At 70.2% G+C, this 23,552-nt stretch carries 21 protein-coding genes; 12 read left to right on the top strand and 9 right to left on the bottom strand.

Going from position 1 to position 23,552, the window contains the following annotated elements; all coding sequences use genetic code 11:
- The first annotated feature begins 70 nt into the window (after positions 1–70).
- Positions 71–472, top strand: coding sequence for a Fur family transcriptional regulator (locus ABD736_RS04830; protein WP_344792207.1), 402 nt, complete (start codon positions 71–73; stop codon positions 470–472).
- 40 nt (positions 473–512) lie between these two features.
- On the top strand, positions 513–2,798 hold the full coding sequence (katG, locus tag ABD736_RS04825) for a catalase/peroxidase HPI (protein WP_344790606.1): 2,286 nt from the start codon (positions 513–515) through the stop codon (positions 2,796–2,798).
- A gap of 77 nt (positions 2,799–2,875) precedes the next feature.
- Here katG and ABD736_RS04820 read toward each other — a convergent pair whose 3' ends face one another.
- On the bottom strand, positions 2,876–3,136 hold the full coding sequence (locus tag ABD736_RS04820; RefSeq protein WP_344790605.1) for a DUF6458 family protein: 261 nt from the start codon (positions 3,134–3,136) through the stop codon (positions 2,876–2,878).
- A 53-nt stretch (positions 3,137–3,189) separates the two neighbouring features.
- Between ABD736_RS04820 and ABD736_RS04815 the strand changes: the two genes are divergently transcribed.
- The 3 genes from ABD736_RS04815 to ABD736_RS04805 are packed head-to-tail and all read left to right on the top strand — an operon-like array spanning position 3,190 to position 7,851.
- Complete coding sequence (locus ABD736_RS04815) at positions 3,190–4,590, top strand: magnesium chelatase ATPase subunit I (RefSeq protein ID WP_344790604.1); 1,401 nt, start codon at positions 3,190–3,192, stop codon at positions 4,588–4,590.
- Positions 4,583–6,640 carry a vWA domain-containing protein gene (locus tag ABD736_RS04810; protein ID WP_344790603.1) on the top strand — a complete coding sequence of 686 codons (2,058 nt, stop codon included), beginning with the start codon at positions 4,583–4,585 and terminating at the stop codon, positions 6,638–6,640. The genes ABD736_RS04815 and ABD736_RS04810 overlap by 8 nt, the downstream gene beginning before the upstream one ends.
- 32 nt (positions 6,641–6,672) lie before the next feature.
- Positions 6,673–7,851: an SLC13 family permease gene (locus tag ABD736_RS04805; RefSeq protein WP_344790602.1), complete on the top strand. Its 1,179-nt coding sequence runs from the start codon at positions 6,673–6,675 to the stop codon at positions 7,849–7,851.
- Between the two features lie 58 nt (positions 7,852–7,909).
- Here ABD736_RS04805 and ABD736_RS04800 read toward each other — a convergent pair whose 3' ends face one another.
- Both ABD736_RS04800 and ABD736_RS04795 read right to left on the bottom strand, forming a co-directional pair.
- On the bottom strand, positions 7,910–9,448 hold the full coding sequence (locus ABD736_RS04800) for a molybdopterin-dependent oxidoreductase (protein ID WP_344790601.1): 1,539 nt from the start codon (positions 9,446–9,448) through the stop codon (positions 7,910–7,912).
- Positions 9,449–9,457: 9 nt separating this feature from the next.
- Positions 9,458–10,570 (bottom strand): glycosyltransferase, encoded by a 1,113-nt coding sequence (locus ABD736_RS04795; protein WP_344790600.1) that lies wholly within the window; start codon positions 10,568–10,570, stop codon positions 9,458–9,460.
- A gap of 92 nt (positions 10,571–10,662) precedes the next feature.
- On the opposite strand from ABD736_RS04795, the gene ABD736_RS04790 reads away from it, so the two are divergent.
- Together ABD736_RS04790 and ABD736_RS04785 are read left to right on the top strand one after the other, a co-directional pair.
- Positions 10,663–11,496, top strand: coding sequence for an alpha/beta fold hydrolase (locus ABD736_RS04790; protein WP_344790599.1), 834 nt, complete (start codon positions 10,663–10,665; stop codon positions 11,494–11,496).
- Between the two features lie 71 nt (positions 11,497–11,567).
- Positions 11,568–11,906: a DUF7882 family protein gene (locus ABD736_RS04785; protein WP_344790598.1), complete on the top strand. Its 339-nt coding sequence runs from the start codon at positions 11,568–11,570 to the stop codon at positions 11,904–11,906.
- A gap of 7 nt (positions 11,907–11,913) precedes the next feature.
- Here ABD736_RS04785 and ABD736_RS04780 read toward each other — a convergent pair whose 3' ends face one another.
- Together ABD736_RS04780 and ABD736_RS04775 are read right to left on the bottom strand one after the other, a co-directional pair.
- Positions 11,914–13,098, bottom strand: coding sequence for an MFS transporter (locus ABD736_RS04780; RefSeq protein WP_344790597.1), 1,185 nt, complete (start codon positions 13,096–13,098; stop codon positions 11,914–11,916).
- Between the two features lie 14 nt (positions 13,099–13,112).
- Positions 13,113–14,594: a helix-turn-helix domain-containing protein gene (locus ABD736_RS04775; RefSeq protein ID WP_344790596.1), complete on the bottom strand. Its 1,482-nt coding sequence runs from the start codon at positions 14,592–14,594 to the stop codon at positions 13,113–13,115.
- 137 nt (positions 14,595–14,731) lie between these two features.
- Here ABD736_RS04775 and aceA point away from each other — a divergent pair, with 137 nt between their 5' ends.
- Complete coding sequence (gene aceA, locus ABD736_RS04770; protein ID WP_344790595.1) at positions 14,732–16,063, top strand: isocitrate lyase; 1,332 nt, start codon at positions 14,732–14,734, stop codon at positions 16,061–16,063.
- 32 nt (positions 16,064–16,095) lie between these two features.
- Positions 16,096–17,730, top strand: coding sequence for a malate synthase A (aceB, locus tag ABD736_RS04765; RefSeq protein ID WP_344790594.1), 1,635 nt, complete (start codon positions 16,096–16,098; stop codon positions 17,728–17,730).
- On the opposite strand, the gene ABD736_RS04760 is transcribed toward aceB, so the two are convergent.
- Positions 17,731–18,219, bottom strand: coding sequence for an FBP domain-containing protein (locus ABD736_RS04760; RefSeq protein WP_344790593.1), 489 nt, complete (start codon positions 18,217–18,219; stop codon positions 17,731–17,733).
- A gap of 19 nt (positions 18,220–18,238) precedes the next feature.
- On the opposite strand from ABD736_RS04760, the gene ABD736_RS04755 reads away from it, so the two are divergent.
- Complete coding sequence (locus tag ABD736_RS04755) at positions 18,239–19,669, top strand: purine-cytosine permease family protein (RefSeq protein ID WP_344790592.1); 1,431 nt, start codon at positions 18,239–18,241, stop codon at positions 19,667–19,669.
- Positions 19,669–20,223 carry a cysteine hydrolase family protein gene (locus tag ABD736_RS04750; protein ID WP_344790591.1) on the top strand — a complete coding sequence of 185 codons (555 nt, stop codon included), beginning with the start codon at positions 19,669–19,671 and terminating at the stop codon, positions 20,221–20,223. The genes ABD736_RS04755 and ABD736_RS04750 overlap by 1 nt, the downstream gene beginning before the upstream one ends.
- On the opposite strand, the gene ABD736_RS04745 is transcribed toward ABD736_RS04750, so the two are convergent.
- Positions 20,133–21,347 carry an epoxide hydrolase family protein gene (locus ABD736_RS04745; protein ID WP_344790590.1) on the bottom strand — a complete coding sequence of 405 codons (1,215 nt, stop codon included), beginning with the start codon at positions 21,345–21,347 and terminating at the stop codon, positions 20,133–20,135. The genes ABD736_RS04750 and ABD736_RS04745 overlap by 91 nt on opposite strands.
- A 60-nt stretch (positions 21,348–21,407) precedes the next feature.
- Between ABD736_RS04745 and ABD736_RS04740 the strand changes: the two genes are divergently transcribed.
- A complete protein-coding gene (locus tag ABD736_RS04740; protein WP_344790589.1) occupies positions 21,408–22,385 on the top strand; it encodes a helix-turn-helix transcriptional regulator in 978 nt (325 codons plus the stop codon).
- On the opposite strand, the gene ABD736_RS04735 is transcribed toward ABD736_RS04740, so the two are convergent.
- A complete protein-coding gene (locus tag ABD736_RS04735; RefSeq protein ID WP_344790588.1) occupies positions 22,324–22,977 on the bottom strand; it encodes an antibiotic biosynthesis monooxygenase in 654 nt (217 codons plus the stop codon). The two genes, ABD736_RS04740 and ABD736_RS04735, sit on opposite strands and share 62 nt — an antisense overlap.
- Positions 22,978–23,033: 56 nt before the next feature.
- Positions 23,034–23,492, bottom strand: coding sequence for an adenylyl-sulfate kinase (locus tag ABD736_RS04730; RefSeq protein ID WP_344790587.1), 459 nt, complete (start codon positions 23,490–23,492; stop codon positions 23,034–23,036).
- Between the last annotated feature and the right edge of the window lie 60 nt (positions 23,493–23,552).

Raw genomic sequence — 23,552 nt, 5'->3', positions numbered from 1 at the left:
TGTTCTTTTGACTCGATCAAGAAAAGCGGGCAGGGTGGATCACGTGACGCTTGCGGTGGACATCGAACGGATGCTTCGCGACGCAGGCCTCAGGGTGACGCGGCCGCGTGTCGCGGTCTTCGAGGCCGTCGGGCGCCTGCCGCACTCCGACACCGACACGCTGATCGCGGCGGCGCGCGCGGAGCTTCCCGAGGTGTCGCACCAGGCGGTCTATGACACGCTGCACACCCTCACCGAGGCGGGGCTCGTGCGGCGCATCCAGCCGCAGGGGTCGCTCGCGCGCTACGAGACGCGCGTCGGCGACAACCACCACCACGCCGTCTGCCGTTCGTGCGGCGCCGTGCAAGACGTCGACTGCGCGGTCGGCGAGGCGCCCTGCCTCGAGCCGAGCGACTCCCACGGCTTCCAGATCGAGACGGCCGAGGTCGTCTACTGGGGGCTCTGCCCCGACTGCGCAGCCCAGCGCTCCTAGAACTCTCCGACTCCCTACCAACCAACCTGGAAGGAACACCATGTCCGATCCTCACGAGCACGGCGTATTCACCACCGACGGTGCGCAGCAGCCGACCGAGCCTGCCGGCGAGCCGCAGGCGCCGGCGGAGGTCCCCGCGTCGCAGGCGACCGGCAACGAGGTCGCCGATTCGCAGTGCCCCGTTCCGCACGGGCAGCGCGCGCCGCACCCGACGCACGGCACGGCGAACAGCGGCTGGTGGCCCGAGCGGCTCAACCTCAAGCTGCTTGCGAAGAACCAGCCGGTGCTGAACCCGTACGGTGACGACTTCGACTACGCCGAGGCGTTCAAGACGCTCGACCTTCCCGCCGTGAAGGCCGACATCGCCGAGGTGCTCACCACCTCGCAGCCCTGGTGGCCGGCGGACTTCGGCAACTACGGCCCGCTCATCATCCGCATGGCGTGGCACAGCGCAGGCACCTACCGCATCCAGGACGGCCGCGGCGGCGGCGGCACCGGCCAGCAGCGCTTTGCGCCGCTGAACTCGTGGCCTGACAACGTGAGCCTCGACAAGGCCCGCCGCCTGCTGTGGCCGGTCAAGAAGAAGTACGGCAAGAGCCTGTCGTGGGCCGATCTCATGATCCTCGCCGGCAACGTCGCGCTCGAAGAGATGGGCTTCAAGACCTTCGGCTTCGCCGGCGGCCGCGTCGACGCGTGGGAGCCCGACGACGACGTCTACTGGGGCCCTGAGACCACCTGGCTCGACGCGAAGCGCTACCACGGCGACCGTGAACTCGAGGACCCGCTGGCCGCGGTGCAGATGGGCCTCATCTACGTGAACCCCGAGGGGCCCGACGGGAACCCCGACCCGGTGGCGTCCGCTCGCGACATCCGCGAGACCTTCAAGCGGATGGCCATGAACGACGAGGAGACCGTTGCGCTGATCGCCGGCGGCCACACCTTCGGCAAGACGCACGGCAACGCGCCCGCCGACGCGCCCGGCCCGAACCCCGAGGCCGCTCCGTTCGAGCAGCAGGGCCTGGGGTGGAAGAGCGACTACAAGTCGGGCGTCGGCATCGACGCGATCACGTCCGGCCTCGAGGTCACGTGGACGTACCACCCCACCCGCTGGGACAACGAGTTCTTCCACATCCTCTACGGCTACGAGTGGGAGCTCTTCGAGTCGCCCGCCGGCGCGAAGCAGTGGCGCCCGATCCAGGGCGGCGGCGCCGGCCTCGTGCCCGAGTCGTTCGGCGACGGACGTCGCGAGCCGCGCATGCTCACCTCTGACCTCGCGCTGCGCTTCGACCCTGAGTACGACAAGATCGCACGTCGCTTCAAGGACGACCAGGATGCCTTCGCCGACGCCTTCGCCCGCGCGTGGTTCAAGCTGACCCACCGCGACATGGGTCCCATCGCGCGCTATCTCGGCCCCGAGGTGCCCGAAGAGGAGCTCATCTGGCAGGACCGCGTGCCGGCGCCCGAAGGCGTGCTCAGCGATGCAGACATCGCATCGCTCAAGTCGGCCATCGCCGAGTCGGGCCTCACGGTCCAGCAGCTCGTCACGACGGCCTGGGCCTCCGCGTCGACCTTCCGCGGCAGCGACAAGCGCGGCGGCGCCAACGGCGCCCGCATCGCGCTCGAGCCGCAGCGCTCGTGGGAGGTGAACAACCCCGAGCAGCTCGCTCTGGTGCTCGCCAAGCTGCGCGAGATCAAGAACGCCTCGAGCGCGCCGGTCTCGCTCGCCGACCTGATCGTGCTCGCGGGCAACGTCGGTGTCGAGCTGGCGGCGAAGGCCGCGGGCTATGAACTCGAGGTCGGCTTCACCCAGGGCCGCGGCGACGCGACGCAGGAGCAGACCGACGTCGAGTCGTTCCGCTACCTCGAGCCCAAGCAGGACGGCTTCCGGAACTACTTCGGCGTGCAGTCCGTGCTGCCGGAGGAGCACGTCTTCATCGACAAGGCGAACCTGCTGACGCTCTCGGCGCCCGAGGCGACCGTGCTCGTCGGCGGTCTGCGCGCGATCGGCGCCAACTGGGACGGCTCGAACCTCGGCGTGTTCACCGACCGCCCCGGCCAGCTGACGAACGACTTCTTCGTCACGCTGCTCGACCTCGGCACCTCGTGGACCCCGCTCGATGAGGGCGGTCACGCGTACCGCGGCACGACCGCCGACGGCAAGACGATCGTCGGTTCGCGCATCGACCTGCTGTTCGGTGCGAACTCCGAGCTGCGTGCCGTCGCCGAGGCCTACGCGACCGACGACGCGGGCGAGCTGTTCGTGCGCGACTTCGCGGCCGCCTGGCAGAAGGTCATGGAGCTCGACCGCTACGACGTCAAGAAGTAGCAACAGCCCCTGCACGAGAGGCCGCCCTTCTGGGCGGCCTCTTCGCGTTGAAGCATGCGTTCTGCGCTGTGTGCGATTTACACGTACGGGTCGTCGCGATCGACGGTGCTGCGCTGCACCCGCTCGCCCGTCGCCGGGTCGACATAGCCGCGACTCGTCGTGACCGTGCGGTTGCGCCGTGTCGCGATGAGGATGATGCCGAGGATGATTCCGACCGCGCCGGCGATCATGAGGATGTAGCCGACGACCTGCAGGTCAACCCAGGCGACCTGGACATGCACCGCGAACGCAAGGATCGCGCCGATCACAAAGAGGACGATTCCTGTTCCGAGACTCATAGTTCACCCTGTTCCCCGGTGCACGAATAACCATGCGGGGTTAGCCTGCCGCAATGACGGACGCACCGACCATCGCCACCGTGGGGGAGCTGCGAGCGAGCGGCCACCAGCAGAAGCCTCTTCGCGCCGAGCTGCGCGACAACCTGCTCGCGAAGCTGCGCGCCGGCGCCGACCCGTGGCCGGGGCTGCACGGCTTCGAGACGACCGTCATCCCGCAGCTCGAGCGCGCACTCATCGCCGGCCACGACATCGTGCTGCTCGGCGAGCGCGGGCAGGGGAAGACCCGCCTGCTGCGCACGATCGGCGGGCTGCTCGATGAGTGGACGCCGGTGATCGCGGGCTCAGAGCTCGGCGAGCACCCCTACGAGCCCATCACGCACGAATCGCAGCGCCGCGCCGCCGAGCTGGGCGACATGCTGCCGGTCGAATGGCGCCACCGCAGCGAGCGCTACGTCGAGAAGCTGGCCACGCCCGACACGAGCGTCGCCGACCTGATCGGCGACGTCGATCCGATGAAGGTGGCAGAGGGGCGCTCGCTCGGCGATCCGGAGACGATCCACTTCGGGCTGATTCCGCGCAGCCACCGCGGCATCGTCGCGATCAACGAGCTGCCCGACCTCGCCGAGCGCATCCAGGTGTCGATGCTCAACGTGATGGAGGAGCGCGACATCCAGATCCGCGGCTACGTGCTGCGGCTGCCGCTCGACGTGCTCGTCGTCGCGTCGGCGAACCCCGAGGACTACACCAACCGCGGTCGCATCATCACGCCGCTGAAGGACCGCTTCGGCGCCGAGATCCGCACGCACTACCCGCACCGGCTGGATGCCGAGATGGCGGTCATCCGCCAGGAGGCCGAGCTCGTGGCATCCGTGCCGGATCACCTGATAGAGATCCTCGCGCGATTCACGCGCGCCCTGCGCGAGTCGACCTCCGTCGACCAGCGCAGCGGCGTGAGCGCGCGCTTTGCCATCGCGGGCGCCGAGACGATCGCGGCTTCCGCATTGCATCGCGCGGCCGCGCAGGGCGAGACGGATGCCGGTGCAGAGCCGACCGCACGCGTGGTCGATCTGCAGACCGCGGTCGACGTGCTCGGCGGCAAGATCGAGTTCGAGACCGGCGAGGAGGGGCGCGAGAGCGAGGTGCTCACCCACCTGCTGCGCACCGCGACCGCCGACACCGTGCGCGAGCACTTCCGCGGACTCGACTTCGGTGCCCTCGTCGAGGCGATCGAGTCGGGCGCCATGGTCGTCACCGGCGAGGCAGTGACCGCGCGGGACTTCCTCGCGGGGCTGCCGCGGCTCGGGGAGTCCGAGCTGTACGACGAGACCGCCGCGCGTCTGGGAGCCAGCACCGAGGGGGAGCGGGCCGCCGCGATCGAGCTCGCGCTCGAAGGGCTCTATCTCGCCAGGAAGATCGGCAAGGACACCGACGGCAGCGAGACGGTCTATGGCTGAGGCATCCGATCACCGCTCTTTCGAGTCGCACCACGCGCGCTTCCAGCGCTATCAAGGCGGCGACCCGCTCGCCCCGCCCGTCGACCTCGCCGAGGCGCTCGACAAGATCGGCGAGCAGGTCATGGCCGGCTACTCGGCCGAGCGCGCCATGCGCGAGTATCTGCGCCGCGGCGGCGAGGGGCGCAGGGGGCTCGACGACCTCGGCAGGCGGGTCTCGGAGCGCCGGCGCGACCTGCTGCAGCGCCACCAGCTCGACGGGACGCTGCAGGAGATCAAGAAACTGCTCGACCGCGCGGTGCTCGAAGAGCGCAAGCAGCTGGCCCGCGACGTCGACCTGGACGACCTCGACCGGTCGTTCGCCGAGACGCGGCTCGAGAATCTGCCGGCCTCGACGTCGGCCGCGGTCAACGAGCTGCAGGACTACCAGTGGCGGTCGAGCCAGGCGCGCGCCGACTACGAGCAGATCAAGAACCTGCTCGGCCGCGAGCTGCTCGACCAGCGCTTCGGCGGCATGAAGCAGGCGCTCGAGAATGTCACGGATGCCGACCGCGAAGCCGTCGGCGAGATGCTGAACGACCTGAACGACCTGCTCGAGAAGCATGCCCGCGGCGAGGACACCCCGCAGGACTTCGAGGACTTCATGGCGAAGCACGGTGCGTTCTTCCCCGAGGGGCCGCGCAACGTCGACGAACTGATCGACACGCTGGCGAAGCGGTCGGCGGCCGCCCAGCGCATGCTCAACTCGATGACCGAGGAACAGCGGCAGGAGCTCTTCGAGCTGTCGGCGCAGGCGTTCGGGTCGCCCGAGCTCGCGCAGCAGCTCGCACGCCTCGACCAGAGCCTGCAGGCGCTTCGCCCGGGGGAGGACTGGTCGGGCTCAGAGCGCTTCGACGGCGACCAGCCGCTCGGGCTCGGCGAGGGTGCAGGCGTGCTGCAAGACCTCGCGGACCTCGACGAGCTCTCAGAGCAGCTCTCGCAGTCGTACGAGGGCGCCCGCATGGACGACATCGACCTCGACAAGCTCGCCAGGCAGCTCGGTGACGAAGCGGCCGTCGACGCGCACACCCTGCGCGAGCTCGAGCGGGCGCTGCGCCGCGACGGCACCCTGCGGCGCGATTCGACCGGGCGACTGCAGCTGACGCCGAAGGCGATGCGGCAGCTCGGCACCACCCTGCTCAAAGACATCGCGAAGCGGATGTCCGCCAGGCAGGGTCAGCGCGAGCTGCGGCAGGCGGGGGCCGCGGGCGACCTCTCCGGCTCGACGCGCGCCTGGCAGTTCGGCGACACCGAGCCGTGGGACATCCCGCGCACCGTGTTGAACGGCATCCGCCGCCGGGCGGCCGAGCCAGCCGACGCGGGCGGCCGCCTCATCGGCATCGACGACATCGAGGTCGCCGAGACCGAGGCGCGCACGCAGGCGGCCGTCGCGCTGCTCGCCGACACGTCGTTCTCGATGGAGATCGACGGCCGCTGGGTGCCCATGAAGCGCACGGCGCTCGCACTGCACACCCTGATCAGGAGCCGGTTCCGCGGCGATGATCTGCAGCTGATCGGCTTCGGGCGGCACGCAGAGGTGATGGACATCGAAGAGCTCACCGCCCTCGAGGCGAGCTGGGCGAAGGGCACCAACCTGCATCACGCGCTGCTGCTGGCCAACCGACACTTCCGCAAGCACCCGACCGCGCAGCCCGTGCTGCTGATCGTGACCGACGGCGAGCCGACCTCGCACCTCGAGTCAGACGGCGAGGTGCGCTTCTCGTACCCGCCGCACCCGGTCACGATCGCCTACACGGTGCGCGAGCTCGAGAACTCGATGCGGCTCGGCGCCCAGATCACCTTCTTCCGCCTGGGCGACGACCCGAGCCTCGCGCGCTTCGTCGACAGCATGGCGAAGCGCGTCGAGGGCCGCGTGGTCGCGCCGGAGAACGAAGAGCTCGGCGCCGCTGTCGTCGACTCGTACCTCGGCTCGCGCGCCTGGTCGGCGTCCGGCGGGTACGGCGCGGGCGGCGACTGGTCGGGTTGGGGTCGCGGCGGTCTCTGGGGCGACTGAGCTGAGGCCCGTCACCGGCTAACGTCGACAGGGTGACCCGTCCGCTGCGCACCGCCCTGTTCGGCGCGGTGCTGCTCGCCTGCGGGGGCGTCGCGCTGGCGACGGGCCAGCTTCCTGTGAAGGATGCCGCGGCGCTCGGCATCCGTGTCTGGCCCATCCTGCTGTTCGTCGTCGCCATCACGGTGGTCGCCGAGCTCGCGACGGCCGCCGGTCTGTTCGACTGGGTGGCGGCGCTCGCCGCGCGCTGGGGGCGGCAGCGGGGCTGGCTGCTGTGGCTGCTGGTGGCGGCCCTCGCCGTGGTCAGCACCGCGTTCCTGTCGCTCGACACGACGGCGGTGCTGCTGACCCCGATCGTCATCGTGCTCGCCAGGCGGGTGGGGCTGAGCCCCCTGCCGTTCGCGCTCACGACCGTGTGGCTCGCGAACACCGGCTCGCTGCTGCTGCCCGTCTCGAACCTCACCAACCTGCTCGCCGAGCAGCACCTCGGCGGCATCGGCCCGGCGCGGTTCGCGGCGGCGGCGTGGCCCGCGCAGGCGGTGGGCGTGCTCGTTCCGCTCGCGCTGGTCGCGCTGCTGTTCCGCCGCGAGCTGGGGCGCCGCTACGACGACCCGGGGCCGGTGCGCGTCGCCGACGCCCGCCTCACCGTCATCGCCGGGGTCGTGCTCGTGCTGCTGATCGGCGGCCTGGTCTCGGGCGTCGCCGTGTGGATCCCCGCCTGCGCCGCGGCCGTCGTGCTCGCCGGTGCCTTCGCGCTGCTGCGCCGCGGCGAGCTGACGGTGCACCTGCTGCCGTGGCCCACGCTCGTGCTCGTGTGCGGCCTGTTCCTCGCCGTCGCGGCCCTCGACGCGGCCGGCCTGCGCGCGCTGCTCGCGCACCTCGTGCCGCAGGGCGACGGGATGCCCGCACTGCTCGGCGTCGCCGGGGTCGGTGCCCTCGCCGCCAACGTCACGAACAACCTGCCCGCCTACCTCGCGATCGAACCGGCGGTGCACGGCCTGCTGCCCGGGCTCGCGCTGCTGGTCGGCGTGAACGCCGGCCCGCTCGTCACGCCGTGGGCGTCGCTAGCCACGCTGCTGTGGCACGAGCGGCTGCAGCGTCTCGGCCTCGGCATCCGCTGGGGCCGGTTCGTGCTCTACGGAGCGATCCTCGCCCCGGTCACGGTCGTGCTCGGCGCCGTCGCGGTCTGGGCTGTCGCGTCGAGTACGCAGTAGTCGCGCTCAAACCGCGCCCATTGTCGCGAGTACTGCGTACTCGCGAGGTTGGGACCGCCTACTTGACTGTCACCTCGAGGGTGTGCCAGCCCGTGGCGCCGTCGGGCAGCACGTCTGAGACGCCGGAGGTCTGCTGAACGCCCTTTGCGTTCGTGCCGCGCACCCTCAGCTGGTGGTCGCCCGGCGTGGCATCCCACGCCCAGCGCCACTGCACCCACGTGTCGGCGTTGATCGCGCGCGCCAGCTCTGCCTCGTGCCACGGCCCGTCGTCGACCTGCACCTCGACCTTCGAGATGCCGACGTGCTGCTCCCACGCGACTCCCGCGACCCACTGGTGCCCTGCCGCGAGCGTGCGGCCCGGCCGTGGCACGTCGATGCGCGAGGACTGCTTGACGGGCGCCTTCTCGGCCCAGCCCTGGGTGACCCAATAGCCCTTCTGATCGGCGAAGCGCGACACCTTGAGGTCGACGACCCACTTCGTCGCCGACACGTAGCCGTAGAGCCCCGGCACCACGAGCCGCGCCGGGAAGCCGCGCGCGAAGGGCAGCGGCTGGCCGTCCATGCCGATCGCGAGCAGCGACGCGCGGTCGGGGTCGGTCATGGCCTCGAGCGGTGTCGCGGCGGTGTAGCCGTCGAAGCTCTCGGAGTAGACCATGTCGGCGCCCTCTTTCACGCCGGCGCGCTCGAGCAGCAGCCGCACGGGGTAGCCGAGCCACTTCGCCGTGCTGATCAGCGGGCCGCCGACCTCGTTCGAGACGCACGCGAGGGTGACGTAGTGCTCCTCCATCGGCAGCTCGTTGAGCTCTGCCCACGTCAGGGTGAACGGCCGCTCGACCAGGCCGTGCACCGTCAGCGACCACTGCTGCGGGTCGAGCTGCGGGATCACGAGCTCGACGTCGGTCCGGTAGAACTGCGGAAGCGGCGTGATCACGGGCGTGATGCCCGGCACGTCGAAGGACGCGGCGGCGGGCACGGGCGGGGTGGATGCCGTAGGCCGCGGCAGCTTGAAGACCGCACGGGCGTTCGCCGCGGCACTGGCCGTGCGCGTCGCGAGCTGGCCGCCGACGGTGGCGATCAGCCCGACCGCGGCCGCCCCCGCAGACCACCACAGGAAGGCGCGGCGCGAGGGGGCGGTCTGCGCGCGAGGCGGTTCGGCCGGAGGCATCCGTCTCACCAGGAACGCCAGCGCCCAGGCGGCCGCGACACCCGCGACGGCGGCGGGCAGCGCGGAAAGCGGGGTGGCGTCGGCGCGCGACAGCGCGGCGGCCACGCCGAGCGCGCCGCCGGCGAGCACGATCGCGCGACCCAGCCAGGGGCGCCGTACCTCGAGCACTCCGGCCAGCGTGGCGACGACCGCGACGACCACCGAGAGCACGACGAACAGGAAGGGCTTGTCGCCGTGACCGAACACCCTGATGACGGCCTCTTTCAGTGCCCCGGGCGTCAGGTCGATGACGGCAGAGCCGACGACCACGAGCGGGCTGAACGCCCGGGCGAAGATCGCCGCGACGATGCCACCCGCGCCGAGACCGAGCAGCGCGGCGGCGAGGCCCGCCGCGGCGGGCCGCCACTGACGTCGCCCGCCGCTGCTGCTCACGAGCTCACGCTAGGCCCGAGTGCTCGGAATCTCTTCGGAATCCTCGCCGGCGAGCTGCCGGTAGACCACGCGCTCGTGGTACGCGTAGCGCAGCAGGAAGCCGATCACGAGCAGCACGCCCTGCGTGAGCACGGTGTGGTTGTGCAGGTGCAGCAGCTCGACGACCGCGAAGAGCACGAAGGTGCGCACGGCCGACTCGATCGCGTTGAAGCCCGCGGAGTGCCCGAAGCGCCACCACAGCTTCCGGGCGCCCGCGCGCAGGTCGTGGTAGAGCCAGTGCTCCTGCGCGATGAAGTTGCCGACGATCGTGATCGCCGCGGCAGCCGAGGCCGCCTCGATGTAGTTCCAGCCCGCGTGCTGCAGCAGGCCCATGATGATCAGGTTCGCGACACCGCCGACGAAGCCGATCAGCGCGAAGCCGGGCATGCGGCCGATGCGCAGCTCGACGATCTGCCGGGTCAGACGCCACACCTGCTTGATGTCCGCCTTCGACTCGCCGCCGCCGCGGGGCGCGAGCGTCGCGGGCACCTCGGCGAGCCGCATCTGCTTGCGGCACAGGATCTCGAGCAGGATCTTGAAGCCACGCGGCTTCAGCGCCGCGATGTCGAGCTCGTCGAGCTTCACCGCGAAGAACCCCGACATCGGGTCGGTCGAGTTCTTGAGCTTCCGCGGGAACAGCAGCTTCGTGATGCCGTTGCCGAAGTGCGACAGGAAGACGCGCAGCCCGTCGGAGAGGCCCTCGGCCGAGCCGCCCTCGACGAAGCGCGAGCCGGCGACGATGTTCGCGTCGCCGCCGAGTGCGGTGTCGATCAGGCGCGGCAGCATCTCGGGCGGGTGCTGCAAGTCGCCGTCCATGACGACCGCCCAGCTGCCGTTCGCCACCCGGAACCCCTCGAGCACGGCGCCGCCCAGACCGTCGACAGGAACGTCGCGGTGGATCAGCCGCACGGGGATGGCGTGCCGCGCCGCCGCCTCTTCGATGACCTGCGGCGTCTCGTCGTTGGAGTCGTCGACGAAGACGATCTCGACGGCGCGCTGCCCGACGGCGGCTTCGGTGCGAGTGATGAGTTCCTCGACGTTCAACGATTCGTTGAAGGTCGGCACGATGATGGTGACGTCCATGAGTTCCGAAGACGACGTTATCCCGTCGGGCACTGAGAAAGCACAAAGGCGGGCGGGTACCGGGTATGAGAGCGAAGCATGGGAGCCAAGAGATGACGGATGCCGCGGCCGCACTCACCCTGCCCGACGGGCGCGTCGTGCAGTACTTCGACACGGGCCAGCCCGCCGACCGGGTGCTGGTGTGGCATTCGGGCACACCGCACACCGGGCGGCTGATCGCGCCGGTGCGGGCAGCTGCGGAGCGTGCGGGAGTGCGGCTCGTCTCGGTGGCGCGCCCGGGCTACGGCGGGTCGACGCGGCTGGTGGGCCGCAGCGTGGCGGATGCCGCGCGCGACGTCCTCGCGGTCGTCGACGCACTCGGCGTGCAGCGGTTCGCGACCGTGGGCGCCTCGGGCGGCGGCCCGCACGCGCTGGCGGTCGCGGCGCTCGCGGGCGAGCGGGTGAGCGGCGTGGCGACCTTCGCCTCGCCCGCACCGTATCGGGCGACAGACCGCGATTGGTTCGCCGGCATGGCGGACCCGAGGGCGCTGCGCGCGGCCACGGAGGGGCTGTCGGCTCGCGCGCTGTACGCGCAGACGGCCGAGTTCGACCCGGGCACGTTCACCGACGCCGACTGGGCGGCGCTCGAGGGTGAGTGGGCCGACCTCGGGGCTGATGCCCAGGCGGGCGGTGCGCAGGCCGGCGGCGGCGAGATCGACGACGACTGCGCGTACGTCTTCGACTGGGGCGTCGACCTCGCAGACATCCGTGCGCACGTCCTCATCGTGCAGGGCGAGCAGGACCGCGTGATTCCCGCGGGACACGCCACCCGGCTGCTGCGCGCACTGCCGGACGCCACCTCGTGGTGGCTCGCCGAGGACGGGCACGTCTCGGCGCTGCGGGCGCTTCCGAACGCGCTCGAGTGGCTCGTCGAGCACGGTCTCTAGGCTCCCGCGCCCGGCCGTAACGTAATGCGAACTTCACAGCCGCCCGCTGCGGCCCGTGTCATCCTTGTCCCGTGGGGTATCTCGTCTACGGGTCGGGTGCTGAGCACGAGGTCGAAGACCGCGCGCTGGCGCACCTGAAGATCGCGATCGTCGCGAAGCTGCGTCTGCAGGAGTCGTTCCTGGTCAACTTCAGCATCCCCGCCGAGCGCGGCTCGGGTCGCATCAGCCTCTGGATCTCGCCGGCGATCCCGCTCGCCTTCCGCTTCTCGGGCAGCCGGCCGCCCGAGCTCAACCGCGTCTGGATCGACGCGATGTCGCGTTCGGCCCACGGCGTGCGCGGGATGGTGCTCATGGGCGAGAACGAGGCGGCCGACTACCTCAAGGCGGCAGGCGGCCTCAGCGGGCTGTAGCGCTGCGTCAGACCCGCCGCGGCAGCGTGAGCGCGATGGCGGCCGCCGCCACCGCGAGGCCGCCGATCAGCAGGACGGCTGCCGGCCAGCCGCCTCCGCCGAAGGCGATGCCGCCGAGCCACCCGAACACGCTCGAGCCCGCGTAGTAGGCGAGGTTGTACAGCGCCGCCGCCTGGCCGCGACCGACGGCGGCGTCGTGCCCCGTCCACCCCGAGGCGATCGCGTGCGCGCCGAAGAATCCCGCCGTCGCGATCACGAGCCCGGCGAGCACGACCCAGAGCACGTCGGAGAGGGTGACGGCGACCCCCGCGACCATGACCGCGATCGAACCCAGCAGCACAGCGCGCCGGCCGAGTCGGGTCGACAGTGCGCCCGCCTGGGCTGACGACCAGGTGCCGGCGAGATATGCGAGGAAGACGAGCGCGATGAGCGACGCGCGCAGTGAGAACGGATGTCTCTCGAGCCGGAACCCGAGGTAGTTGTACATCGCGACGAAGCCGCCCATCAGCAGGAACGCCTGCGCGTAGAGGGCGAGCTGGCGAGGCGACCGGAGATGGATCGCAAGCGTGCGGCGAAGGCCGAGGCCGGCCGCGTCGACCGGAGCTGAGGCGGCACGTGCCCTGCGCGGCGCGACAGCGATGAATCCCGCCGTCGCACACGCGCACACCCCGACCACGACCAGCACCCCCGCGCGCCAGCCGGCGAGGTCTGCGACCGGGCCGGCGACGATGCGGCCGAGCAGCCCACCGATCGTGGTGCCGGCGACATACGTGCCCGCGGCGCGGGCGGTGTGGGCGCTCGCGATCTCGTCGCTCAGGTAGGCGATCGCGAGCGCGGGAACGCCGCCGATGAACAGGCCTTCGAGCACCCGGCCGGCGAGGAACAGCGGAAAGCCGGGGGAGAGCGGCGCGAGGGCGCCGAACACCGTCGCGCCGACGAGCGCCGCCGACATGGCACGCGGGCGCCCGATGCGATCGGCGACGAGCGACCACGGGATCACGCCGATCGCGAGCCCGACCGTCGCCGCCGAGATGGACAGTGCCGAGTCTGCGGCGCCGACGCGGAAGGACCGTGCGATCAGCGGCAGCACCGCCTGCGGTGCGTAGAGCTGGGCGAAGGTCGCGATGCCGGCGAGGAACAGCGCGGCAAGCATCCGTCGATATCCGCGGGTGCCGCGCTCGAACCCAGCCATTGACTCCAGCGTAGTTAGCCGGCGAGTTCCTGCTCATCCTGCGGCGCATGCGCGCTCTGCTCATCATGCGGCGCATGCGCCTCCAAGAACTCGTACACGGCGACGCGGTCGACGCCCGTGAACGTGCCCGTCGGCATCGCGGCGAGCAGTGAGGAGTTGAGCCGGGCGCTCGGCCACGCGTTGTCCTTCCAGCGTGTGGCGAGTTCGGCATCCGGTGTGCGGCAGCAGGCCGGGTCGGGGCACGTGGACGCGAGCCGCACGGGAGTGTCGCGGCCCCGGAACCACTTCGAGTACGCGAACTTCGTGCCGACCGACACCGAGAAGTCGCCGTTCGCCGCCGACTCGATCTTGGACGTGCACCAGTACGAGCCGACCGGCTTGTCGGTGTACTGGTGGTACGGCGAGAGGCGGTCGTCGCGGTCGAAGACCTGGCGAGCGCTCCAGTAGCGGCACACCTGCTGACCCTCGACCGACCCCAGGGCATCCGTCGGGAACAGCACGTCGTCGTTCTCGTACGCCTTCGAGATCGCGCCGGAGGAGTGCACCTTGAGGAAGTGCACCGGGATCCCGAGGTGCTCGGTGGCCAGGTTCGTGAAGCGATGCGCCGCCGTCTCGTACGACACCGCGAAGGCGTCGCGCAGGTCTTCCACCGAGAGCTCGCGCGCCTTCTTGGCGCTCTCGAGGAACTCGAGCGCGCTGGTCTCGGGCACCATCAGGGCGCCGGCGAGGTAGTTCGTCTCGACCCGCTGGCGCAGCAGCTCGCCGTAGTCCTGCGGCTCGGGCCGCCCCAGCACATGGGCGGCGAGCGCCTGCAGCAGCGCGGTGCGCGGGTCGGTTCCCGACTGCTTGATCGGCAGGTAGATGCGGCCGTTCTCGCGGTCGGTCACGCTCCGCGTCGATGCGGGCAGGTCGTGCACGTAGTGCAGGCTGAAGCCGAGGTGGGCCGCGAGCTCGCCCGTGGCGCGCTGGGACAGCGGGCCGCCGCGGTGCCCGATCGCGGTCAGAAGCTCGCGCGCCGCCTTCTCGAGATCGGCGTAGTAGTTGTTCCGCGCCCGCTGCTCGTAGCGCAGCTCGGTGTTCGCGCGCCGGGCCTCCTCCGGCGTCGCCGCCCGCTCGGTGTGCAGCCGCTCGAGCTCGTTGTGCAGCGCGAGGATCGTCTCGATCGCCTCGTCGGACAGCGACTTGCGCAACGGCAGGGGCGGCAGTCCGAGCGAGCCGAACAGCGGCCCACGCTGCGCGCGCTCCAGCGCGATCTCGAGGCCGGCGCGCTTCGACGGCGGCTCGCTCGACAGCAGCGCGTCGACCTCGACGCCGAGCGCCTCGGCGAGCCGGTTCACCTCGCTCAGCTTGAGTTCGCGCTTGCCGTTCTCGATCACCGACAGCTGGCTCGGCGCGCGGTCGATCGCAGCGGCGAGGGATTCGAGGGTGAGGCCGCGCTCGCCGCGGAGCTGGCGGATGCGTCGGCCGATCGTGAGCGGATCCATGCCTTTCATCATGCGTGCCGCCGCGGCATCCGTGATCCTTCTAGCGCGCAGAAAAAACGCGATATTTTCGCGAACGGATGTCTTCTCCGGCCTTTTTTCGCGGGTGATGGTGGTTCCAGGCAAACCACCCCGGAGTCGAAGGAGACGCCATGTTCAACTCGGATTTCAACAAGAGCGGTGTTCGCCCCGGCGACCAGACCCAGACCGCGATCGACCTCGAGGCGGAGTGGGCGACCGACCCCCGCTGGTCGAACACGACCCGCGACTACACCGCGGAGGACGTCATCGCGCTGCGCGGACCCGTGCGCGAAGAGAGCACCCTTGCCCAGCGCGGTGCGCAGCGACTGTGGGAGCTCATCCAGAAGAGCGACGAGGACCCGTCGTACTGGGTCGCCGCGCTCGGCGCCCTCACGGGCAACCAGGCGGTTCAGCAGGTCAAGGCCGGCCTCGACGCGATCTACCTCTCGGGGTGGCAGGTCGCGGCCGACGCGAACCTCGCCGGCCAGACCTACCCCGACCAGAGCCTGTACCCGGCGAACTCCGTGCCGAACGTCGTGCGCCGCATCAACAACGCGCTGCTGCGCGCCGGCCAGATCGAGTTCGCGGAGACCGGCCAGTCGAGCCGCGAATGGAACGTGCCGATCGTGGCCGACGCGGAGGCCGGCTTCGGCGGCCCGCTGAACGCCTACGAGCTCATGCAGTCGATGATCCAGGCGGGCGCCGCCGGCGTGCACTGGGAGGATCAGCTCGCCAGCGAGAAGAAGTGCGGCCACATGGGCGGCAAGGTGCTCGTTCCGACCTCGCAGCACATCCGCACCCTCAACGCGGCGCGCCTGGCGGCCGACGTGGCCGGCACCCCGACGGTCATCATCGCCCGCACCGACGCACTCGCGGCCACGCTGCTGACGAGCGACGTCGACGAGCGCGACCGCGAGTTCCTCACAGGTGAGCGCACGGCGGAGGGCTTCTACGAGGTCGAGAACGGCATCCGCCCCGTGATCGGCCGCGGCCTCGCCTACGCGCCGTACGCCGACCTGCTCTGGGTCGAGTCGAGCAAGCCGGATCTCGAGCTCGCGCGCACCTTCGCCGAGGCGATCCACGACATCTACCCCGACCAGAAGCTCGCCTACAACTGCTCGCCGAGCTTCAACTGGCGCGCGCACCTCGACGACGACCAGATTGCGAGCTTCCAGCGCGAGCTGTCGGCCATGGGCTACGCGTTCCAGTTCATCACCCTGGCCGGCTTCCACGCACTCAACCACTCGATGTTCGACCTCGCGCACGGCTACAAGGACCGCCAGATGTCGGCCTACGTCGAACTGCAGCAGGCGGAATTCGCCTCGGAGTCGCGCGGCTACACCGCGACCAAGCACCAGGCCGAAGTGGGCACCGGCTACTTCGACCGCATCGCCACGGCGCTCAACCCGACCGCCTCGACCCTCGCTCTCGTCGGCTCAACCGAGTCGGAGCAGTTCCACTGATTCGACGCTTCCCCTCGAAAGGAGAAGACATCATGACCAGCCACATCGAATTCGCCGGCGAGCAGGCGCCCAGGCAGGACGAGATCCTGACGCCGGAGGCGCTCGCCTTCCTCACCCAGCTGCACAAGGTGTTCGCGGGCCGCCGCTCCGAGCGCATCCGCGAGCGCCGCATCCGCGTCGAGGACATCGGCCGGGGCATCGACCCCGAGTTCCCGCCGGAGACCCGCCGCGTCCGCGAGGACACGAGCTGGCGCGTCGCCGGCGCAGGGCCGGGGCTCGAGGACCGCCGCGTCGAGATCACCGGCCCGGCATCCGATCGCAAGATGACGATCAACGCGCTCAACTCAGGCGCCAAGGTGTGGCTCGCCGACGCGGAGGACGCGTCGTCGCCCACCTGGAGCAACGTCATCGCGGTGCAGACGAACCTCTACGACGCGATCCGCCGCCAGGTCGACTTCACCTCGCCCGAGGGCAAGGAGTACAAGCTCGGCGAGACGACGCCGACGATCGTGTTCCGCCCCCGCGGGTGGCACCTCAAAGAGAACCACCTCAAGTACGTCGACTGCCCCGGCGGCTCTGCGCCGACCTCGGCCTCGCTCGTCGACTTCGGCCTCTACATGTTCCACAACGCCCGCGAGCTGATCGCCCGCGGCACGGGGCCGTACGTCTACCTGCCGAAGCTCGAGAACCGGTTCGAGGCGCGCCTGTGGGACGACGTGTTCACCTTCACCGAGAACGCGCTCGGGCTGGAGCACGGCACGATCCGCGCGACGGTGCTGATCGAGACGATCACGGCGGCGTTCGAGCTCGAGGAGATCCTCTACGAGCTGCGCGACCACTGCGCGGGCCTCAACGCCGGCCGCTGGGACTACATCTTCAGTGTCATCAAGAACTTCCGTGACCGCGGGCCGGCGTTCGTGCTGCCCGACCGCGCGCAGGTGACGATGACGGTGCCGTTCATGCGGGCGTACACCGAGCTGCTGGTCTCGACCTGCCACAAGCGGGGTGCCTTCGCGATCGGCGGCATGAGCGCCTTCATTCCGAACCGGAAGGACCCGGAGGCCAACGCACGGGCGTTCGAGCAGGTCTCGAACGACAAGGGACACGAGGCAGATGACGGCTTCGACGGCTCGTGGGTCGCGCACCCCGACCTCGTGCCGGTCGCCCGCGCCCAGTTCGACCGGGTGCTCGGCGACCGCCCGAACCAGCTCGATCGCCTGCGCGAGGACGTCTCGGTCGAGGCATCCCAGCTCATCGATCTGAGGATTCCGGGCGCAACGGTCACCGACCAGGGGGTGCGCACCAACGTGTCGGTCGGGCTGCGCTACATCGAGAGCTGGCTGCGCGGCAACGGCGCCGCGGCGATCGACAACCTCATGGAGGACGCGGCGACGGCCGAGATCAGCCGCTCGCAGCTGTGGCAGTGGATCCGCCAGGGAGTCGTCACCGCGGAGGGCACTCCGGTCACCGCCGAGCTCGTCGAGAGCGTGCTCGACGACGTGCTGGCCGAGCTGCCGGCGTTCGACGGCGACCGCTACTTCGATGCGGCGCGCATCTTCGCCGACGTCACGCTCGGGCCGGAGTTCCCGCTGTTCCTGACGACGGGCGCCTACGCCGACTACCTCGCGAGCGACGCCCGCACGGCGGCGATCAAGGTCGCGGCGTGATCACGCCGTTCGCATCACATTTCCGGTGAAACTCTGAACCCGCTGCAGCAGTTCGGCCCCACGACGGGCGATCAGCTGCGGCGGGTTCAGGTGCGGCGGCTGGCGGCGGATCAGCAGCGAGCACGCGAGGTCCTCGCAGATGTAGGTGCCGAGCGTGTCGCCGTTGCGTCCGGCCTCGCCGGCGCGCGGCGTCGAGAACAGCCGCACCTGCGTCGCCGGCTGCGGTGAATGGCAGAACGAGCACATCGCGGCGATTCCGGCGCGCATCGCGCCGCTCGCCGCGCGCACCACGATTCCGATGGGGCGCTCGCCTGAGTCATCCCAATGCACCAGATAGCCGAGCTGGGATGCCTGGCTGTCGCGCCACCCGAGGAACTCGCGATCCTCCCAGATCGTCTCGTGGAGCCCGGGCAGGGGCATCCTGCTGAGCTGATCTTCTGTCGCGTTCACGAACGCGCCGCGGATGTCTTCCTCGGTCAGAGGCCTCATGGTGTGCCAGCCTAACCACATGGTCGACACAGCTGACGCCACGAAAGACGCCCCGCCCGCGGGTCTGAGCGTCGAACTCAACGCCCTCAACCCGATTCCCGAGTCGGAGCGCAAGGGCCGCCCCGCCACCCTGTTCTGGCCGTGGTTCGGGGCCAACGTGTCCGTGCTGGGGCTGAGCTACGGCGCCTTCCTGCTCGGCTTCGGGGTCTCGTTCTGGCAGGCGACGATCGTCGGCATCGTCGGCATCGTCGTCTCCTTCCTCTTCTGCGGGTTCATCTCGCTGGCGGGCAAGCGCGGCTCCGCCCCGACGATGGTGCTCTCGCGTGCGGCGTTCGGCGTCGACGGCAACCGGCTCTCGGCCGTGCTCTCGTGGATCCTCACCGTCGGGTGGGAGACGATCCTCGTCGCGACCGCGGTGTTCTCGACGAGCGAGGTCTTCAAGCTGCTCGGCTGGGGCGGCGGCACAGGTACCGAGGTCGTCGCGCTGATCGTGGTCGTGCTGCTCGTGATCGCGGCGGGCGTCTACGGCTTCGACCTGATCATGCGGCTGCAGGTCTGGATCACCGTCATCACCGGCATCCTCACGATCGTCTATTTCGTGCTCGTCGTGCCGCACATCGACCTGCACGCGGTCGCGTCGCTTCCCGCGGGTTCGGCCGCGGCCGTCATCGGCGGCTTCGTGTTCATGATGACCGGCTTCGGCCTGGGCTGGGTGAACGCGGCGGCCGACTACTCGAGGTACCTGCCGCGCAAGGCGTCAGGCCCCGGCATCGTGTTCTGGACGACCTTCGGCGGCGCGCTCGCGCCCGTCGTGTTGCTGGTGTTCGGCGTGCTGCTCGCCGGCTCGTCGACGAAGCTCAACGAGGCGGTCGGCGCCTACTCGGTCGGCGGCCTCGCGACCATCGCGCCGACGTGGTTCCTGATCCCGTTCCTGATCGTCGCGGCCCTCGGCCTGATCGGCGGCGCGGCCCTCGACATCTACTCGTCGGGGCTCGCGCTGCTCGCGGTCGGCGTGCGGATTCCGCGCTATGCGGCCGCCCTGGTCGACGGCGTCATCATGACGCTCGGGGCGATCTACATTGTGTTCTTCGCTCAGGACTTCAGCGGCCCGTTCCAGAACTTCCTGATCACCCTCGGCGTGCCGATCGCCGCGTGGGCGGGCGTCATGCTCGCCGACATCCTGCTGCGCCGCCGCGACTACGCGCAGAACGAGCTGTATCTGCCGCGCGGGCGCTACGGCCGCGTCAACTGGCTCGCGATCGCGCTGGTCGTCGTCGGCACTGCGATCGGCTGGGGGCTCGTCGTCACCTTCCCGTGGATGGGCTACCTGCTCGGCGGCGCCAAGGGTACGTGGGGCGGGGCGAACCTCGGCGTGGTCGCCGCGCTGCTCATCGGCTTCGTGGGAACGGTCGCGAATCCGCGTCGCGTCGCGAGGCAGGAGGGACGCTGATGCGAGAGGATGCCTGGCTCGTCGTCGTCGACATGCAGAACGTCTTCGCCGACGGCTCGCCGTGGGCGTCGCCCGATTACGCGACTGCGAGCGCAGGCATCCGTCGTCTCATGCCCGCCTTCGGTGACCGCGTCGTCTTCACGCGCTACGTCGCGCCCGCGCACCCGCGCGGCGAGTGGGTGCAGTACTTCGAGAACGCCCAGTTCGCCCTCGTTCCGCCCGACGACCCGCTCTACGACTTCACGTCCGAGTTCCACCCGGTCAAGCATCCGGTCGTCACGCGCGAGGTCTTCGGCAAGTGGGGGCTCGACCTGAAGGCGGTGCTCGGCGGCGCGAGCGAGATCGTGCTCACGGGCGTCTCGACGGACTGCTGCGTGATCGCGACCGCCCTGCCGGCAGCCGACGACGGAGTCCACGTGCTGGTGCCGGCGGATGCCTGCGCCGGCGCCAGCCCCGCGGACCATCAGAAGGCGCTGGACGTCATGACGCTGTTCACGCCGCTGATCGAGCTGACGTCCGTCGACGCGCTGCTGGCAGACGTGGCGGCGGGCTGAGCCGTGCTCTGAGTCGCGCTCGCCCGGAAGAACGCGCGCAGGTCGCCCGCTAGCGCCTCTGGGCGCTCCAGAGCCGCGTAGTGGCCGCCGTCGGGGAACTCCGACCAGTGCACGATGTTGTCGTTGTCGCGGTCGGCGAAGCTCCGGATGGACGTGAAGTCGTCGTGGAAGACCGCGACGCCCATGCGGGAGTGATTGACCGGGACCTCGCCGCCGGCCGCGGCCACGGCTCGCGCCTCTTCGAAGTGGTAGCGGCCGACGCTCGCCGAGGTGTTCGTGAACCACTCGAGACTGACCTCGGCGACGAGCTGCGGCAGGGTGACGAGGCTCGTGCCGTTGCCGAAGTTGAGGAACAGCTCGTTCCAGGCCAGCTGCCCGATCGGGGAATCCGACAGTGCGGCGGCCACGGTCTGCGGGCGCGACGCGTTGAGCGCGTTGTAGCCGCCGACGGACTGGAACCACTGCATGAATTCGAGCGCCTCGTAGTCCTTCGGGCCGAGAGCGTCGAACTCTCCCGGCGCGCCCGAGGGGAACGAGAACGCCTGGAGAACATGCGAGCCGAGGAAACCCGTGGGAGAGAGCAGGCCGAGCTCGCGGCCGACCATCGCGCCCAGGTCGCTGCCGTGAACGCCGTAGCTCTCGTAGCCGAGACCGCGCATGAGCTGGTCGAAGAGCACGGCGACGCGCTTCGGCGTCCACCCGCGCTCGGTGACCGGCGTGCTGAAGGCGAAGCCGGGCGCCGACGGCACGACGACGTGGAAGTCGTCGGTCAGCAGGTCGATCAGCTCGATGAAGTCGAGGAAGGACCCGGGGTAGCTGTGCACGAGCAGCAGCGGCGTTGCGTCGGGGTTCTCAGAGCGCACGTGCAGGAAGTGCACCCGCTGGCCGTCGAGCTCGGTGAGGAAGTGGGGCCACGCGTTGATGCGCTGCTCGACCGCTCGCCAGTCGAAGTCGTCGCGCCAGTAGGCGAGCGCCTCTTCGAGGACGGAGTTCGGCATGCCGTAGGTGCCGTCGTCGCCGGGTGCGGGCTGGGGCAGCCGCGTGCGGCGCAGACGCTCGGCGAGGTCGTCGAGCTCGGACTGGGGGACCTGGACCGTGAATTCGGTCACCTTCATTTCGTTCATGGACACGACGCTATGAGGGCAAGAGGAACGGTTCGTTCCTAGTTGTGCGAAGATTCCGACATGCTCTCGACCTCGGCGCGTCTGCTGTCTTTGCTGGCCCTGCTGCAGGCAAGGGCCGAGTGGTCAGGAACCGAGCTCGCGGCTCGGCTCGAGGTGACGACGCGGACGGTCCGCAACGACGTCGAGCGGCTGCGGCGGCTCGGCTACCCCGTCGCGGCCGCGCGCGGCAGCCAGGGCGGCTATCGCCTGAAGGCCGGCGCGCAGCTGCCGCCCCTGCTGCTCGACGACGAAGAGGCCGTCGCGATCGCGGTGGCGCTGCGCTCCGCGACCGGAATCGCCGGTTTCGGGGACAGCGGCGCGCAGGCACTTGCGAAGCTCGAGCAGGTGCTGCCGGCGGCGCTGCGCGCGAAGGTGGCCGCGCTGCAGGCATCCGTCGATCACGGCCCTGACAGCACGCACACCGATGCCCCCGACCCGGAAGTCGATCACGAGGTGCTTGCGCAGCTGGCCGAGGCGATTCGCGCCGTCGAGTGGGTGCGCTTCGACTACCGGGCAGGCGAAGCCCCGGAGGAGCCGCTGCTGGTCGAGCCGTATCGACTCGTCGCGTGGCAGCGACGCTGGTATCTGGTCGCGCGCTCGCCGCAGACACGGCGCTGGGGCGTGTACCGCGTGGATTTGATGAGCTTGCGGATGCCGACGCGGCGGCGCTTCGAGCCGCAACCGCTGCCGGCCGAGGACTTCACGGCGTTCGTGCTACGCGAAGTCGCGGCGGCCGGGTGGCTCGTCCACGCGCGGATCGTCGTGCATGCGGCATCCGATCAGGTCCTCGCGCGCATCCATCCCGCGGTCGGCATCGTTGAGGCGCTGAGCGACGAGCGCAGTGTGCTCGTCACGGGTGCCGACACGTTGGAGACCATCGCCGCGTATGTCGGCATGCTCGGCTTCGACTTCGAGATCGAGTCGCCCCGCGAGCTCGTCACGCACGTCGAGGCGCTGGGGCGGCGCTATCTCGCAGCGGCGGCGTCAAGCCCGCGGTGAGCCACGGCTTCAGCCACCCGGTCACGAGCGGCAGCACGAACGGCACCATGATCGGGCACAGGATCGCCGTCGAGATGAGGCAGCGCAGCCAGATCGGCAGCAGTCCGAAGCCTGGCCACAGCCACGAGATGACATAGGTGAAGGCCGTGTTCACGGGGAAGAATCCGCACCAGATGGCGATCGTCTGCTTCCACGGCGGGGGAGTAGCCGGGGTGTCGAGCGCGAGCTCGAGCGTGCCGGTGGCCGGCCGTGGGGCGTCGAACCACCCCTCGATGCCGGTGCGGCGCTGGGTGCGCTGATGCACGACGAGGTCGCGGCCGCGCTCAAGCCACTCGGCGCGCTCGGCCGAGTTCTCCCACGCGTCGAGCCGCGCCTGATCGGCGAAGCGATAGAGCATGTGCCAGTCCTCGCCGTCGGCGGTGCCGCGCACCCAGCCTGAGCCGAGGAAGCCGTCGTAGCGGTTCGCGAGGTTGACGCCCGCCTGGACCCAGCGGGTCACCTCAGGGATGTTCTCGGGCTTGACGAGACGGGTGATGCTGACGGTGATGGGTAGGCCGTCGGTAGTGGCTGTCGATCGCTCTTGTGGAGGCATGCATCGAGGCTAAGCGGCGCATGTTTCGAGAAAGCACCCAGCGCTGGGCGGCGGTGTCAGCTGGGACCGAGCCAACCGGTCAGCGCGACGATCTCGTTGGCGATGTCGGCAACAGTGCGGTCGTCAGTTCTTACTCGATGAACCGCATTGGGCGCTTGGGCGTCGAGGCGCCGCGCGGTAGCGGCGCTGCGCTCGAGATGCTCATCGAGCGCCGAGCCGATCTCGCGGGCCGTGAGCCGTGAACGCACCGTTTCGTCATCAGCGGTCAGCAGCACCCCGATCGCCCGCACTTCGCCGCCGAGCGCCGCGCTCAATGAATCGATCTCGAGCACGCTGACCGTGTTGGTGAACACCAACCGCCGGTAACCCGCCTCACAGTAGTTCCGCCACATGGCGGCGAGGTTGAGCTCGGCAAGCTTCAGCCCCTGCTGCCACGGCACGGGGTAGGCCAGGTCGAGGTTGTCGCCCTCGATCACTGCGTGCCGCACGTCGGCGCGAGCGAGCAGCCGCGACACCTCGAGCGCCGTTGTCGACTTTCCGACGCCGGCGCGCCCGCCGATGAAGAGCGCCTCGCT

Origin of the sequence: Gryllotalpicola daejeonensis (assembly GCF_039538145.1) — a bacterium.
In the GTDB taxonomy this organism is placed as follows: Bacteria; Actinomycetota; Actinomycetes; order Actinomycetales; family Microbacteriaceae; genus Gryllotalpicola; species Gryllotalpicola daejeonensis.
This window is presented reverse-complemented; position numbering and strand designations above follow the sequence as displayed.